Raw genomic sequence first — 14,116 nt, forward strand, 5'->3', positions numbered from 1 at the left:
CCATCCGTCAAAACGGATGGATTTTTAGATTGCTACTTAACGATAGTTTGTAAACTGTAAATCAATTGGAAGATTCGCTTCTCGTAATAAAGCAATCACTTTTTGCAAATCATCACGATTTTTGCCAGTCACACGAATTTGATCATCTTGATTTTGCATTTTAACTTTAATCCCAGACTTTTTAATCATATCATTAATTGTTTTAGCATGTTCTTTAGAAATGCCACTTACCAAATCAGCATATTGACGGACATTTCCACCAAAAGCATGCTCACTTTCTGAATAATGAAGATTTTTAGTAGGAACCCCACGTTTAATCAACTTGCTTGCTAAAATATCTTTCACTTGACCAATTTTATAATCATCTTCAGAAATTAAAACCAAACGATCATTTTCCATTTTAATATCACTAATTGAACCTTTAAAATCAAACCGATTCACAATTTCTTTTTTAGCGATTTGAATGGCATTTTTTACTTCTTCTTTATTCATTTCTGAGACAATATCAAAACTTGCTTCTTTTGCCAAAAGATCACTCCTTTTCTTTATCAAAAAATGATGCTTGAATATCTCCATTTTAGCATATGTTGGATGGAAAGAACATATTCCTAACATGATTATGTAAGCCTTTTAGGCTGCTGAAAAAATATTTCTTTAAATTCGTATCTTTTGCTTTCATTATTTGAGAAAAGTTGTTATTCTATAGTCTGTGAAGAAAAGTAAAATATGGATCAAAGTCGAACCGAGTTCGATTTGTATCATGACTCTAAGAGTTAAAAACTCTAAGAGGCATGAGAAAAGTAAAATATGGATCAAAGTCGAACCGAGTTCGATTTGTATCATGTCTCTAAGAGTTAAAAACTCTAAGAGGCATAAGAAAAAAATATGGATCAAAGTCGAACCGAGTTCGATTTGTATCATGTCTCTAAGAGTTGAAAACTCTAAGAGGCAAGAGAAAAGTAAAATATGGATCAAAGTCGAACCGAGTTCGATTTGTATCATGCCTCTAAGAGTTAAAAACTCTAAGAGGCAAGAGAAAAGTAAAATATGGATCAAAGTCGAACCGAGTTCGATTTGTATCATGACTCTAAGAGTTAAAAACTCTAAGAGGCATGATAATAAAGGAGGGGAAAAAATGGCACAAATTAAAACGTCTACTTTCTGGGTGGAAATGATAAAGAAGTTACTGGTTGTGTTGATTGCCTCGGTGTTAAACGCACTTGCACTCAATAAATTTTTGATTCCTGCTAATATTTATGCGGCTGGAATAAATGGGATTTCTCAATTGATGTCCTCGATGTTAGGCGATTTTGTGAATATTCATGTGTCAACAGGATTACTCATTCTTTTGTTTAATATACCAATTGCTTTACTTGGCTGGTACAAAATTGGCCGAGATTTTACTTTTTATAGCTTTTTAACTGTAGCAGTTACATCCATGTTTTTAGCAATCGTGCCAATTGGTGCGCTGACAGATGACTTTGTCATGAATGCCGTTGCAGGTGGTGCCTTAACCGGTGCTGCTGTGGGAATTTCAATGAAATATGGTTTTTCTACTGGTGGAATGGATATTGTTTCCTTGGTTCTGTCAAAAACAACAGGGCGCTCAGTAGGGAATTTAATGCTGATGATGAATGCGATTATTATTGGAACAGCTGGTATTGTTTATGGCTGGGAATATGCTTTATATACATTATTATCTTTGTTTGTTACTGCGCGTGTCTTAGATGCGATTCATACCAGTCATCAAAAGGTTACTGCCATGATTGTGACCAGACATTCAACTGATGTGGTGAAATCAATTCATAGTAAATTAATTCGTGGTTTAACAGTCTTACCATCAAAGGGTGGTTACACTGGAGATGATAGTGCTATTTTAATGATTGTGATTACCCGTTATGAAATGTATGATTTGGAGCAAGCGGTAAGAGAATCTGATCCAAATGCATTTGTGAATATTATTGAAACAAGCCGTGTACTAGGCGAGTTTTGGGATGTCGATCAACAGAAAAAAAGTAAATCCTTATAATAAAAAGCATGTGAGCAATTGCCCACATGCTTTTTCATTTAAACTAAAGCTAAATATTCATCTAAGAAGTGGGCTAAGCCATCTTCATGGTTTGGTTTCTCCGTTACTAAATCTGCCACTTTTTTCAATTCAGGAATCGCATTTTGCATAGCTACACCCACACCAGCATATTGAATCATTTCCATATCATTATCCTCATCACCTAGGGAAATAATATCTTTTTGATCAATGTCATAAAATTCTGCTAATTTTTGTACACCTAGGGCTTTTTGCACACCAGGCTGAACCAGTTCAAGACAAGCGACAGCCCCACCCCAAGTACGGGCTTCAAAGGTATTACCACAGCGTTTACTTAATTCATCACGAATTAAAATTAATTCTTCTGGCTCTGCAAAAATACAAATTGACGTTGGATCTTCAGTTAAACTATTTGAAGTTAAGCTAGCAACATCTTTTTTTACTGGGAAAAAGTAAGGGTGATCCATGATTTTATCAGATAAAACATTGTTATGAACCTCAGCACAAACCATCTCAATGTTGATTTCTTTTTTGAGTTTCATTGCTTCAAATGCAATCTCCTTAGAAACGGTTAAATGATATTCTGGCGCCCATTTTTCTTGACCAGGAAAATGGCAAAAAGCACCATTAAAATTTGTAATAGGGGTTTGAATCCCAAGTTCATGATAAATATCCTTACTTAAACGATAAGGTCTACCAGTAGCAATTGAGACAATATGTCCAGCTCGATCAGCATTGCGTAAAGTTTGTTTGGTTTTTTCAGTTAGTTCTGAATTGTTTCCAAGTGTTGTACCATCTAAATCAATTGTAATTAATTTTTTATTCATTAGGATAGGACCTCCAATAGTCATTTTATTTATTTAAACGCCATTTTTATGTTAAAATGAAGTATTGATGCTTCTATACAGTGTAACAGATGAAAGAAGTTTTGTGAATATGAAGAAGGTAGGAGTGAAGAGCAGATGATTTCAATTCAACATGAAGTAGTATCAGGTATTCCAGTATTAAATGTTGCACCAGCAGATAAAATGAATGAAAAACTACCAACAGTGATTTTTTATCATGGCTGGACAAATTATAAAGAAAGTGTACTGGTGAATGGTTATGAGCTAGCCAAACGTGGTTTTCGAGCAATCCTGCCAGAAGCTTATTTACACGGTGAACGAAAAGAGTCTGAGTTAGTTGAAGAAAAATATATGGAGTTTTGGGAAGTTGTCTTAGCCAACATCAAAGAATTGCCTCTTTTACATCAGCATTATCTTGAAAAAGGCTTGTTAGATGCTGAACGTTTTGGGGTAACAGGCTTATCAATGGGAGGCATTACAACTTGTGCGATGCTGACACAGTTTGATTTTATTAAAGCCGCAGTTTGTTTAATGGGAAGTCCAGCACCAATGGAATTTTCTAAATGGCTTTTACAATCTTCTTGGGCAACAGGTACCAAAATTCCAGCAGATACAGTGGAACAGATTGGTCAGTTAGCGCCAATTGATTTAAGTGTGCAACCAGAAAAAATTAATGGACGACCTGTTCATTTTTGGCATGGTACTGCAGATGAATTGGTTCCTTATAAACCAACTAAAGACTTCTATGAGCATATCAAAAATGAACCTTATGCAAAAAATGTTAGCTTTACAACTTCAAAAGGTGTGGGGCATAGAGTCCCATATTTAACCTCAGTCGAGATGGCAGAATTTTTTGAAAAAGTGTTATAATGATAGCTGACTAAGAATTATTCTCATTTACAGAGGAAAGAAAAAAGTGTATGATATTTTTATTAAGTAGTTAGAGGTGAAATACATGTCGGAAGAAACTTGGACACAAGAAGAAATAGATGAAATTAAAGAACGTATTTTAGAAGCATTAGAGCAAGTTATTGATCCAGAATTAGGGATTGATATTGTGAATCTAGGTTTAATTTATGAAGTGGAACTTTTCAATGGTGGACATTGTTTGGTTCAAATGACCTTAACCACAATGGGCTGCCCCTTAGCAGATGTGATTACAGAGCAGATTCATGCTGCCTTAAAAGAAGTCCCAGAAGTGAGTGAAACTGAAGTGAAATTAGTTTGGTATCCAGCTTGGAGTACGGACAGAATGTCACGTTATGCTAGAATTGCTTTAGGGATTAGATAGGTTATTGGGTGATTCACTAGTTGCATGACCTTTAGCCTTGCTACTTTATAAAAAATTGAAACTCTTTTACCAGTAATCAGATTGTTGATGGTAAAAGAGTTTTTTTTAGGTCATAAAGCAATTAGAACGATTCCTTATTCTTATAGAAGCTAGCAGAAAAAAGAATTTAAAAGCTTAAGTATGATTGACTTACTCCTGTAGAAAAGTGATGACAGTGACTGCTTCTTAATTAGGTGTTTTTTTATTCTTTATTTTGCTGTATGATAAATAAAAACAGTTAAGTATCTATTTGGAGGAAATCGCTATGCAACCACAATTAGTCGTTATTGGCTTTATTTTATTGATTATCTTAATCTTAGTTGTCATTGAAATATATGGTCGGATTAAATTAAAGAAACTCGTTCAGGACAAATGGGGAAAGCTCCCTCGTTCACAAAAACTGGATCAAGAAGCTAGCTTAAATGATGCAAGAAATAAAGCTAAAGCCTATCGCACCTACGATAGTGAAATAGATGATATAACTTGGTATGATTTAGATGGAATCGCGGTGTTTGATCAAATCAATGCAACCTATTCAAGTGTTGGTTCTGAAGCGCTGTATCAAAGATTAAGAAATTTTAATTTGACCAATGAAAATCAAGATCGCCTAGAAAGCTTGATTCAATACTATCAAGAAAACCCAACTAGCAGAGAAGAAATCCAATATCAATTTGCTTACTTAGGAAAAAAAGATCACAATCATGTTGAAAGCTATTTAAATGAAACCAAAAATCAAGAGCTTGGCAATACCTCCTTTTTTGTGTTTTTAGGCATCTTACCAATCCTTTTACTGCTCACATTATTTATCCTACCAAAGGCTATAACCGTCTTACTATTGATTGGTTCTATGCTGTTTAATGTGATTTATTATCGGGCAAAAAAAGAGGCATTAGAGCGAGAACTTGCATGCATGAGCTATTTGGTCAGATCAATTGCAACCGCAAAAAAAATCGCCAAAGTAGCCACACCTTTTCAAAGTGAATTAAAAACAAATTTAAAAAAAATCGTTAGCATTACTAAGTTTGGTATTTCCTTTAGAATCAAATCTGATAGTGAAGCAGAGCTCTTTTTTGATTATATTTCAATGATGTTTATGCTGCCTTTTATTTCATATCATGTTGTGCTAGATAAAATTATTCATTATGAGCATGAGGCAAAAGAGGTTTGGCGTTTATTAGGGGAGTTGGAAGTTGCAGCAGCTGTTTTAAACTATCGCATCTATATGCCAGATACCTGCCAACCTATTTTTACAGAGGAGATAGCTGTTGATGGAACAGAAGTTTATCATCCATTACTAGCCACTCCTGTGCCAAATGATGTGGCATGGACTAAAAATACTTTAGTAACGGGCTCAAATGCTTCTGGAAAATCAACCTATGTGAAAAGTATTGCCATTAGTTGTATGCTAGCATCAACAATCAATACAGCATTAGCCTTAACCTTTAGTTTGCCACGTGGTCATATTTTAACCTCAATGGCAGTAGAAGATGATATTTTTGAAGGAGATAGCTATTTTATTGCAGAAATCAAATCAGTTAAACGCATTCTAGATTTAGTAGAAAAAGGGGAACCTTGCTTATGCTTTATCGATGAAATTTTAAAAGGAACCAATACCATTGAACGGATTGCTGCATCTAGTGGGATGATTTCTTGGTTACAGCCCTATCAAGCGTTAGCTTTTGTTGCCACCCATGATATTGAACTAACAGAAATTTTAAAAGAATATTGCACAAATGTTCATTTTGAAGAGCAAGTAACCAAAGAAAAAGGTGTTACCTTTGATTATTTATTAAGGCAAGGACCTTCAACCTCAAGAAATGCGATTCAATTGTTACAGGTCTTAAATTATCCTCATGAAGTGGTAAACAGAGCAAAAGCTGAAGCGCATTATTTTGATGCCCATCGAACCTGGCAAGTCATCAATGGAAAAAATCAACCCGATTAAGTGGTTGATTTTTTTTAATTGTTATTTATTCACTTTTTATGCAAAAAAATGCTATATTAGAAGACGAAGAAAAAGGGGGAGCTTAACATGAATTTTTATACGTATGATAACTTAAACAACCAGACCCATGCGATTAATTTTATTCAAGTAACGATTATCGCAATTTTGGCAATTATTTTACTTGTTTTAATTATTCAGTGGATGCGTAAAAAATTAGATTATAAATACAAAGAAATAGGTCTTTTATTTTTTGTTTTATTTATTTTACTTTGTGGGCTGCAAGTAAATGACTTAATGAATAAGGAAAATACGGAAAATCAGTATCGTCAAATGGTTAATTTAATGGATCGTGTGGCAGATGATTTTAAGATAGATAAGCATTCCTTATTGTCTAATCAAAATGTCTTACAAGGAAATCCTATTTTCAAGATTGAAGATGAATTTTACCGCATTCATATGACAAATGATAATAGCAATCTGAACTATTTAGTTGAAAAAATGGAGATTGTATTTCCTGATAAAATTCAAATCATCAAGTAAAGGGGTAAAAAGATGTTTTCATATATGGATATTGCAATCAAGTTAACATTAGGGTTTATTTGTTTCATTTTATTTATTAATTTTTCAGGAAAAGGGAATCTTGCGCCAATGTCGGCCGCGGATCAAATTCAAAATTATGTATTGGGTGGTATTATTGGTGGGGTGATTTATAATCCAGACATTACCATTCTACAGTTTATGATTGTGCTATTAATTTGGGCGACGCTTGTAACCGTTACAAGAATGCTCAAATTAAGCAGTCCAGAAGTAAAGAAAATGATTGATGGGAATCCAATCGTGATTGTTGAAAGAGGAAAGCTTATTCCTGAAAATTTTAAAAAAGCAAATTTATCAGCACAAGATTTTGCAACCAGATTAAGAATGAATAGTATTACAGATATTGGGATGATTAAAAAGGCAACAATTGAACAAAATGGTCAATTAAGTCTTGTCAAAAAAGGGGATCAAAGCACGGGGCTAATGCTAATTGTGGATGGTCATATTGATGATGATGCGCTGGATGATGCGGGGCAAGATCGTGCTTGGCTAGCAGCAGAAATCAACAAGCAGGGCTATCAAAATCAAGATGAGCTTTTTGTTGCAGAGTATTTTCAAGGCACATTAAAATGTTTTCCTTATGAATAAAAAGTAAGATAGAAGAAACCTCCCAACCCAAGTGGCTGAGAGGTTTTTCATTTATCTAATGATTCATATGACGCTTTGCAAATGCCTGATAAGGAATCCCACGACTTTCACACCATTGAATGATTTCCCCTCCAAAAATCAGATCTGTTGTTGTCAGTTCCTCAGTGGTTCGTTTTCCTAGCAAAGTATAAAGTAGCTTAAGCTCATCTTGCCACTGTAAAATCAGCTCAATTGTAGAATCTAAGCCATGAGACATCAGACTATTTAAAACAGTCCCAGCTATTCCCACACTTTTAGCACCTAAGCTTAATGCTTTCACAATATCAAAAGCATTGCGAATGCCACCAGAGGCGAGTAGCATCAATTGATTTTCCATAGTAGATGCTTCCAACAAGGAAAGCACCGTTGATTGCCCCCAATCCGTTAAAAAGCCTAATTCACGTTTTTTACGACGGGCATTTTCAATTTGTGTAAAGCTGGTGCCACCCTGACCACTCACATCCACAGCTTTGACACCAACTGCACCAAGCTGGGTGATTGTTTCATAACTCATACCAAATCCAACCTCTTTCACAATGACTGGAACAGGGAGCTGATGCACAATCTGTTCAATCTGCTCTAGCCAAGGAGAAAAATCACGATCTCCTTCTGGCATGACTAACTCTTGAGGTCGATTCAAATGAATTTGCAAACCATCAGCTTGAAACAAATCAATGGCTCGTTTGGCATCCTCTATGGATAAGCCGGCCCCAATATTAGCAAAAATAATGCCATTAGGATTTTCTTGACGCATGATTTGATAGGTATCACTTAAGGCTGGATTCTTTAAAGCCGCATTGACAGAGCCTGTTGCCACCATGACACCAGTTTCTCTCGCAATGATCCCAATTTGCTGATTGATTGTTTTAGCGCGTTCACTGCCACCTGTCATGGCATTAATATAGAAAGGCTGTTTGAATGTAAAATCAAAAATTGATGTCGCAATATCTACTTCATTCATCGCTAACTTAGCAAGAGAATGATGGACAAAACGAATCTGATCAAAGTCATTGCTTTTTTCTTTATGAAAAGCTTTAGCTAAGGATAAGTGTTCATCTTTTCGATTCATTTTTATCACTTCCTCCATAAGAATAGACATGTAATGGTAAAGGCGTAATGCCTTGCTTTTTCCAAGCACTCATTAATGGTAAGATTCCTGATTTTTGTCTAAATAAAACAATGCCACAATCGCCCCCACCAGCACCAGAGGATTTAGCAGCACCACCATAAGATTCAGCTAAATCACATAAATGCTTTAAATCTGCTGTTTCGATGGGTACACCAGTCATACTGGTTAAGTGATGCAGCAATTGTCGGTTTTTTCTTAATTCCTGTTGAATCAAAGCGACATCATTCTGTTTAAAGCCTAAAATCATTTTTTCAACACAAGCTTTACTATCGGCTAAAAAAGTTGCATAAGCTTTTTCTTGTTGTTCCTTTGAAGCCTTGACTTGTTCCACTAAATCAGCCGTAGAAGCAGGATGACCTGTCCAACCAATGACCAAACGAAGATTACTCGGAACGGTTAACCGCTCAATTCTTAATTGTGGCCAGTTACTTGCAAGCAGTTCAGTTAAAGATAGGGTGGTTGCTTGTGTTTGAACCCAAGCATGATCAAAGGTGGAAAATGCAATCCAGCCACCATAACAGCTTGCGGCAATATCGCCACAAGAGCCATTGCCTTGTACTTCTAAATGGGCTAAAGCAGCCAACTTAAAAACTTCTTCTTCTGTTAAATCAAGCTGATAAAAAAGATTCAAAGCTTGAACCGTTGCAACCGTTACAGCACCACTTGAGCCAAGTCCATATTTTCGACCATTAGAATTATCGAGTTCGCTCATCACTTTTAAATGGTAAAAAGAAAGCGTCTTTTGCTGCTCCTGTGCATATTTTTCTGTCAAACGAATCGCTGCTAAAAGATAGTGAAAAGGATTCTCACGAATATCTAGTACTAATTCATTATTCCGCCGTGTCCAACGAACAGGAAGACTATGATACTGCTCTGATTGAATACTGCCAACCTTTGTTGCCTTTTCTAATGTAACTGTTATAAACTGATCAATTGCTGTAATAATAGCAGGGTGTCCAGCTTCAACCACTGCATATTCTCCAGCAATAAATAATTTACCAGGTGTTGTGACCTCAATCATCTGACATCAACCTTTCTACTGGAAGAGTGCTTAGCCCTGGTCCAGCATTTGCTGTAATCAATTGGTTTTCTGAAAAATCATTTAGTAGTAAGGCTTTCAATTGCGAGATATTTTTCTTTTCAACTAAGATTTTAACATTGGGGCCAGCATCCATTGTAAAATAGCAAGGCAAGCCTTGTGCACGAATTTGGCGCACGCATGTCATGACTTTTAAACTTTCAGGTGACCAATAGGAAAAAGGAGGGACAGCGCCAAGTGTTGTACCATGCATTCTGAGTCCATTTGCTTCAGTGACTTCGCCTAATGCTTTAAAATCTTTTGCAGCAATCGCTGCTTTAGCTGTTTGTAAGTCAGCTGGGGCAGTTTCTAACCAGCCTTGATAAAAGCTTGAGGTTTGAACTGTTCGCTTCATCCCATCACGGCTAGAAACATCTTTGATACGATCATCAACTAACACAAAAAGCATGGCTAACTCATTCTCCCAATCATCAGAAGGAATTTTCTTAGCAAAAGAAGAGGCATCATCTGCTCCTTTTTCCCATTCTGCAAAGCCGCCAAAAATACTACGACAAGCAGAGCCAGAACCACGTCTCGCTAAACGAGATAAATCCGCATCTGCTAGTCCTAGCTGCAAGGCCTGATTACAAGCACCTGCTAGAGCCGCAAAGCCACTTGCTGAGGAAGCCAGTCCAGCAGCAGTAGGAACAAAATTTGTACTCTCAACCTTTGCAAATAAATCTAATTGATATTGCTGACGAATCATTGTTAAAAAAGCTGCAATTTTAGCAGTTTGTTGAACAGATTGTTCTTCTCCATTTAAGCTAAAATAATCTCTAGTTAAATTTTTATCAAAACAGACACTTGTTTCTGTATAAAAAGCATCTAATGTTAATGAAAGACTACTATTCATTGGTAAAATGCAAGTTTCATCCTTTTTTCCCCAATATTTAATCAAGGCAATATTGGTATATGCACGTGCTTTTCCTAAAAACATTTAATCATTCTCCTCTAACGATTGAATCCATGTTGCGACAGCGCCAGCTTCTTCTAGTGCAGTCGCAATTTTATCCGCTGTTTCTAGCTGATCAGTCAAAGCAATCAGACAGCCACCACGTCCACCACCAGTTAATTTTGCACCAAGTGCTTGCTGGTCATTTGCCACTTGAATCAATTGATCTAATCGCTCATTACTAACCGTCAATGTAGCCAATTCAAGCTGTGCCGCATTCATTAATTTCCCAAGCTCTTTCACACAATTTTCCAAAATAGCTACCTTAGCTTTTCGAGACAATAAGCCTAAATGAGCGATGCTATCAGCTACTTTTGGATCTTGTTTATATAATTGCGCCACATCACCCACAGCTTCTCGGGTCTGCCCCTTCATTCCAGTATCCGCCACAATTAAATAAGCATTTTCCAACTTCATTTCAAAAGCTTCAATGGATTGCCCTTTGATAAAAAATAACGGAGAGTTGCCACTCGTTGCGGCTGCATCAATGCCACTAGGATTTCCATGAGCAATTTTTTCAGCAGTTGCGACTAAATCTAACAGCTCTGTATGAGAGAGAGGGGTATCAAAATAATCGAATAAGCCCCGAACAATAGCAGCTGCAACCGCTGCACTAGAGCCCATTCCTCTTTCAGCAGGAATCGTACTATCAATCTGGATTGAAAAGGTAGCATGTTCCTGTTTTAAAACAAATAACGTCTGCGCAATCACTTCTTGAATACTTTTTAGGGTTTGAGGGGCTTGCGCTAACGCTCCTGTATAATAAGAACATGCCAACGATAACTGTTCAGCAGGTGTAATCGTTGCAGTAACTGCTGTTTTCTGGAAAGGAAAAGCAATAGCAGGTTCACCATAAACCACGGAATGCTCGCCCATTAAAATAATTTTTCCAGTAGCGCGGCCAACACCTAGTTGTTTCTTTTTCATATCTATCCATCCATTCTTTTAATTCAATAGTAAATGTGTTGCTAACCAAGGTGCAGCATAAAGAATCATAAATTGAACGCCATAATTGACGCCCATCTTGTTTAGGGTACCACAGACAATTCCGACAAGCAAAACCCCAAAAATATTGATGAAGCCAGCATCTAAATAAGCAAGTAAAAGAATAAAGCTGATGAACAATCCTAAGATGGCTTCATGAGGAATTCTTTTTAACACAAAAGCCGTCATCTTTCTCGCATATTTCACTGCAATAAAGTAAGTAATGACAGAAGCGATGACTGCCGCAAAAATAATCGCAAAAATAAATTCATTGGTAGACAAGATATGATGTAAATTATGATCAATCGTCAAAACAGGAGGTGCATTAAATAAAGCATTTGCTGGTCCAACTGCCACAGGGGATAAAGGAATACCCAGCGCAATTAAAGGAATAATGATACCAGACAAATAGGTAGCATGGGATAAGGCACTCATAGAAGTGATGGCCATGCTTGCTTTTTTCTCAGGGTCTTTTTCCTTATTAGAAACAGCTTCTCCAAAGAGAATCGTCAAGCCAACTGGACTTAAAAAGAAAAGAAAGTTAGAAAGTAATGAAACAATGCCACTTGTTGCAGCTTCTTTTTTGCTAATCGTCCGAAGCGGATGCCGCAAAGCACCTTTTTCTTCAGTCGTATCTAAAATAATGTCCTTTTGTTCATGTCGTGGTAGCTGATCTCTTGCTTGCTTATTTAACAAGCCCAATAGAGAAACAATTAATGGACCAATGGTAATCCCTAAGAAAAAGGAAGTAGTGACCGATTTATCTTGTGGTACGGCTCCAATTCCCCAATATAGATAGCGTAAACCTTGAAACAGTAAAGCTAAGGGGATAATACTCATTAATGCTAAGATTTTATTTTTTCCAATTAAAGCTAAGAAAATCGCACCAAAAACAAATAATAAGGGCGCATATTCTTTGACAGATTCAGAAAAGGGGGCTAAGACATTTGCTAGTAGCAAGCTAACTGGCACTGCAATAGCAGTCCCAATAATGGAGCCAGTCGCCATTTTTTTGATACTTGTTGCAGCAAGCCCGCGATCTTTTAAGTAAAGTGCATGTTCAATCATGGGGGTAGACATGACCCCACCAGGTAACCCAACTAAAGCTGTTGGAATAGCATTCATTAAATTTAACGTAATAATCGCTGCAATAAAAAAGGTCAGTACAACAATTGGTTGCACACCTGCTAAAACAATTGCTAAGGTAACCGGCATTAAAACAGAGGTTTCATCGGTGCCAGGGACAAAGCCAATAAAAGTATAAAGTACAACTGCACCAATTGTAGCAAGAGTCATTTGTAAGATTAAGGAAGCATCCATTATTTTTCCTCCTCAGTCACAGTACGTTTAGGTTTAATTAAAATCGAACTGAGGATAAAACCAATCACAGCACCTGCTAACCCAAAGAAGAGCTGCTTTGTGGCATCAGTTGAAGGCGCTAAAAAAAAGCCACCCATCGTTGTTACACTGCAAATTGCAATGGCAATGAGTAAATCCTTGAGTGCCACTAGGTCACCCCATATTTCAATTAAATTCTTTTTCATTCTTTCTGATTCCTCCTATATGAAAAGTCTGATCCAGCTGAATGGAGCAGCTTTTGCTTGTGTTGCTAATTGTCAAACTAAAAATTGAGAATGATTCTCAACTTAATCTAGTTTAACCAAAAATATGGAGCAAGTAAAATTATTCAGCCCTATTTTAAGGAAATATTAATATATCAGTGAACCCAATCTAGAATGATTCGGAACTTGTAATTAATAAACACGAACTTTATTGACAGTAATTTGTTTTAATGTTAATATTCTAACATAATACCACTTATATAATAGTCGAATAGGGCGACAAGTTTCTACCTAGCACCGTAAATGCTGGACTATAAGTGAAGAATACAAGGACTCTTTTCAACTAGTTCTTTTTCTTTGCTTTTGTCTAGGCATTGAAAAAGAACTATTTTTTTTGGTATCAAGACATCAAATAAAGGAGCCTGAATAAAGAAATGAAGGAATTGAAAGAAAGAATTTTAATAGATGGTGAGATTTTAGGTGATGATGTCTTAAAAGTTGATCGTTTTTTGAATCATCAAATTGATCCTCAGCTAATGCAAGCCATTGGTAACGAGTTTGCCACACGATTTAAAGCGGAGCCTATTACAAAAATAGTCACAATCGAGTCTTCAGGAATAGCGCCTGCTGTCTTTGCTGGTCTAAAACTGAATGTACCAGTTGTCTTTGCTAGAAAACATAAAAGTGTTACTTTAGGAGACAACCTTTATTGTGCAAGTGTCTATTCTTTTACAAAAGGCGTCACCAATAATATTGTGGTTGCTAAAAATTTTATTGAAGCAAATGATCATATCTTATTAATTGATGATTTTTTAGCAAATGGGGAAGCAGCTATGGGGCTGATGGAGATCTGTTATCAAGCGGGTGCAAGTATTGCAGGAATTGGGATTGTGATTGAAAAATCCTTTCAACCTGGTCGAGAAAAAATTGAAAAAACAGGGATTCAGGTTGAATCTTTGGCAAGAATAAAAGCATTTGAAAATGGAACCGTGACTTTTGTAAATGGGGAGGAAAAATAAA

General features: G+C 36.4%; 15 protein-coding genes and 1 riboswitch. Of the genes, 7 read left to right on the forward strand and 8 right to left on the reverse strand.

Translation table 11 applies throughout. The annotated features are described in order from the left end of the window. Positions 1 to 36: 36 nt before the first annotated feature. Positions 37 to 576: a YajQ family cyclic di-GMP-binding protein gene (locus tag BMW29_RS03730; protein ID WP_177165668.1), complete on the reverse strand. Its 540-nt coding sequence runs from the start codon at positions 574 to 576 to the stop codon at positions 37 to 39. A gap of 559 nt (positions 577 to 1,135) precedes the next feature. Between BMW29_RS03730 and BMW29_RS03735 the strand changes: the two genes are divergently transcribed. Next, entirely contained in the window at positions 1,136 to 2,029 is an 894-nt protein-coding gene (locus BMW29_RS03735; protein WP_092650478.1) for a YitT family protein, read from the forward strand. Between the two features lie 38 nt (positions 2,030 to 2,067). On the opposite strand, the gene BMW29_RS03740 is transcribed toward BMW29_RS03735, so the two are convergent. Next, positions 2,068 to 2,874, reverse strand: coding sequence for a Cof-type HAD-IIB family hydrolase (locus BMW29_RS03740; RefSeq protein WP_092650480.1), 807 nt, complete (start codon positions 2,872 to 2,874; stop codon positions 2,068 to 2,070). Between the two features lie 135 nt (positions 2,875 to 3,009). On the opposite strand from BMW29_RS03740, the gene BMW29_RS03745 reads away from it, so the two are divergent. The 5 genes from BMW29_RS03745 (at position 3,010) to BMW29_RS03765 (ending at position 7,352) form a co-directional block, all read left to right on the forward strand. Beyond that, positions 3,010 to 3,762: a dienelactone hydrolase family protein gene (locus BMW29_RS03745; RefSeq protein ID WP_092650482.1), complete on the forward strand. Its 753-nt coding sequence runs from the start codon at positions 3,010 to 3,012 to the stop codon at positions 3,760 to 3,762. Between the two features lie 85 nt (positions 3,763 to 3,847). Further along, positions 3,848 to 4,183: a metal-sulfur cluster assembly factor gene (locus tag BMW29_RS03750; protein ID WP_092650484.1), complete on the forward strand. Its 336-nt coding sequence runs from the start codon at positions 3,848 to 3,850 to the stop codon at positions 4,181 to 4,183. Positions 4,184 to 4,487: 304 nt separating this feature from the next. Next, on the forward strand, positions 4,488 to 6,167 hold the full coding sequence (locus BMW29_RS03755) for a MutS-related protein (protein ID WP_092650486.1): 1,680 nt from the start codon (positions 4,488 to 4,490) through the stop codon (positions 6,165 to 6,167). Between the two features lie 87 nt (positions 6,168 to 6,254). Beyond that, the gene (locus BMW29_RS03760; protein WP_092650488.1) at positions 6,255 to 6,707 is read left to right on the forward strand and encodes a DUF3290 family protein; all 453 of its coding nucleotides are present in this window, start codon (positions 6,255 to 6,257) and stop codon (positions 6,705 to 6,707) included. Between the two features lie 12 nt (positions 6,708 to 6,719). Beyond that, entirely contained in the window at positions 6,720 to 7,352 is a 633-nt protein-coding gene (locus tag BMW29_RS03765) for a DUF421 domain-containing protein (RefSeq protein ID WP_092650490.1), read from the forward strand. A 55-nt stretch (positions 7,353 to 7,407) separates the two neighbouring features. Here the strand turns inward: BMW29_RS03765 and fni are convergent, their stop codons facing one another. Genes fni through BMW29_RS03795 form a run of 6 tightly spaced genes read right to left on the reverse strand, consistent with a single transcriptional unit; the run spans position 7,408 to position 13,078 of the window. Beyond that, positions 7,408 to 8,460, reverse strand: a complete 1,053-nt coding sequence (gene fni / locus BMW29_RS03770; RefSeq protein ID WP_092650492.1) for a type 2 isopentenyl-diphosphate Delta-isomerase — start codon at positions 8,458 to 8,460, stop codon at positions 7,408 to 7,410. Then, complete coding sequence (locus BMW29_RS03775; protein ID WP_092650494.1) at positions 8,444 to 9,541, reverse strand: phosphomevalonate kinase; 1,098 nt, start codon at positions 9,539 to 9,541, stop codon at positions 8,444 to 8,446. Before BMW29_RS03775 ends, fni begins: the two co-directional genes overlap by 17 nt. Continuing rightward, positions 9,534 to 10,535: a diphosphomevalonate decarboxylase gene (mvaD, locus tag BMW29_RS03780; protein WP_092650496.1), complete on the reverse strand. Its 1,002-nt coding sequence runs from the start codon at positions 10,533 to 10,535 to the stop codon at positions 9,534 to 9,536. The genes BMW29_RS03775 and mvaD overlap by 8 nt, the downstream gene beginning before the upstream one ends. Continuing rightward, a complete protein-coding gene (gene mvk, locus BMW29_RS03785) occupies positions 10,536 to 11,477 on the reverse strand; it encodes a mevalonate kinase (RefSeq protein ID WP_092650498.1) in 942 nt (313 codons plus the stop codon). It lies immediately after the preceding gene. An 18-nt stretch (positions 11,478 to 11,495) separates the two neighbouring features. After that, positions 11,496 to 12,854 carry a tripartite tricarboxylate transporter permease gene (locus BMW29_RS03790; RefSeq protein WP_092650500.1) on the reverse strand — a complete coding sequence of 453 codons (1,359 nt, stop codon included), beginning with the start codon at positions 12,852 to 12,854 and terminating at the stop codon, positions 11,496 to 11,498. Further along, complete coding sequence (locus tag BMW29_RS03795) at positions 12,854 to 13,078, reverse strand: hypothetical protein (protein WP_092650502.1); 225 nt, start codon at positions 13,076 to 13,078, stop codon at positions 12,854 to 12,856. Before BMW29_RS03795 ends, BMW29_RS03790 begins: the two co-directional genes overlap by 1 nt. Positions 13,079 to 13,332: 254 nt before the next feature. Beyond that, positions 13,333 to 13,430: riboswitch (purine riboswitch) on the forward strand. A gap of 100 nt (positions 13,431 to 13,530) precedes the next feature. On the opposite strand from BMW29_RS03795, the gene BMW29_RS03800 reads away from it, so the two are divergent. Further along, a complete protein-coding gene (locus tag BMW29_RS03800) occupies positions 13,531 to 14,115 on the forward strand; it encodes a xanthine phosphoribosyltransferase (RefSeq protein WP_092650504.1) in 585 nt (194 codons plus the stop codon). Position 14,116 lies beyond the last annotated feature (1 nt).

The sequence above is a fragment of the Isobaculum melis genome (genome assembly GCF_900111355.1).
Classification (GTDB): domain Bacteria; phylum Bacillota; class Bacilli; order Lactobacillales; family Carnobacteriaceae; genus Isobaculum; species Isobaculum melis.

Bases quoted from the DNA above. Each gene is read 5' to 3' on its own strand.
- BMW29_RS03775 (WP_092650494.1), bottom strand. From the start codon at position 9,541: ATGATTGAGGTCACAACACCTGGTAAATTATTTATTGCTGGAGAATAT.
- fni (WP_092650492.1), bottom strand. From the start codon at position 8,460: ATGAATCGAAAAGATGAACACTTATCCTTAGCTAAAGCTTTTCATAAA.
- mvaD (WP_092650496.1), bottom strand. From the start codon at position 10,535: ATGTTTTTAGGAAAAGCACGTGCATATACCAATATTGCCTTGATTAAA.
- BMW29_RS03740 (WP_092650480.1), bottom strand. From the start codon at position 2,874: ATGAATAAAAAATTAATTACAATTGATTTAGATGGTACAACACTTGGA.
- mvk (WP_092650498.1), bottom strand. From the start codon at position 11,477: ATGAAAAAGAAACAACTAGGTGTTGGCCGCGCTACTGGAAAAATTATT.
- BMW29_RS03795 (WP_092650502.1), bottom strand. From the start codon at position 13,078: ATGAAAAAGAATTTAATTGAAATATGGGGTGACCTAGTGGCACTCAAG.
- BMW29_RS03750 (WP_092650484.1), top strand. From the start codon at position 3,848: ATGTCGGAAGAAACTTGGACACAAGAAGAAATAGATGAAATTAAAGAA.
- BMW29_RS03760 (WP_092650488.1), top strand. From the start codon at position 6,255: ATGAATTTTTATACGTATGATAACTTAAACAACCAGACCCATGCGATT.
- BMW29_RS03735 (WP_092650478.1), top strand. From the start codon at position 1,136: ATGGCACAAATTAAAACGTCTACTTTCTGGGTGGAAATGATAAAGAAG.
- BMW29_RS03745 (WP_092650482.1), top strand. From the start codon at position 3,010: ATGATTTCAATTCAACATGAAGTAGTATCAGGTATTCCAGTATTAAAT.
- BMW29_RS03765 (WP_092650490.1), top strand. From the start codon at position 6,720: ATGTTTTCATATATGGATATTGCAATCAAGTTAACATTAGGGTTTATT.
- BMW29_RS03800 (WP_092650504.1), top strand. From the start codon at position 13,531: ATGAAGGAATTGAAAGAAAGAATTTTAATAGATGGTGAGATTTTAGGT.
- BMW29_RS03755 (WP_092650486.1), top strand. From the start codon at position 4,488: ATGCAACCACAATTAGTCGTTATTGGCTTTATTTTATTGATTATCTTA.
- BMW29_RS03730 (WP_177165668.1), bottom strand. From the start codon at position 576: ATGGAGATATTCAAGCATCATTTTTTGATAAAGAAAAGGAGTGATCTT.
- BMW29_RS03790 (WP_092650500.1), bottom strand. From the start codon at position 12,854: ATGGATGCTTCCTTAATCTTACAAATGACTCTTGCTACAATTGGTGCA.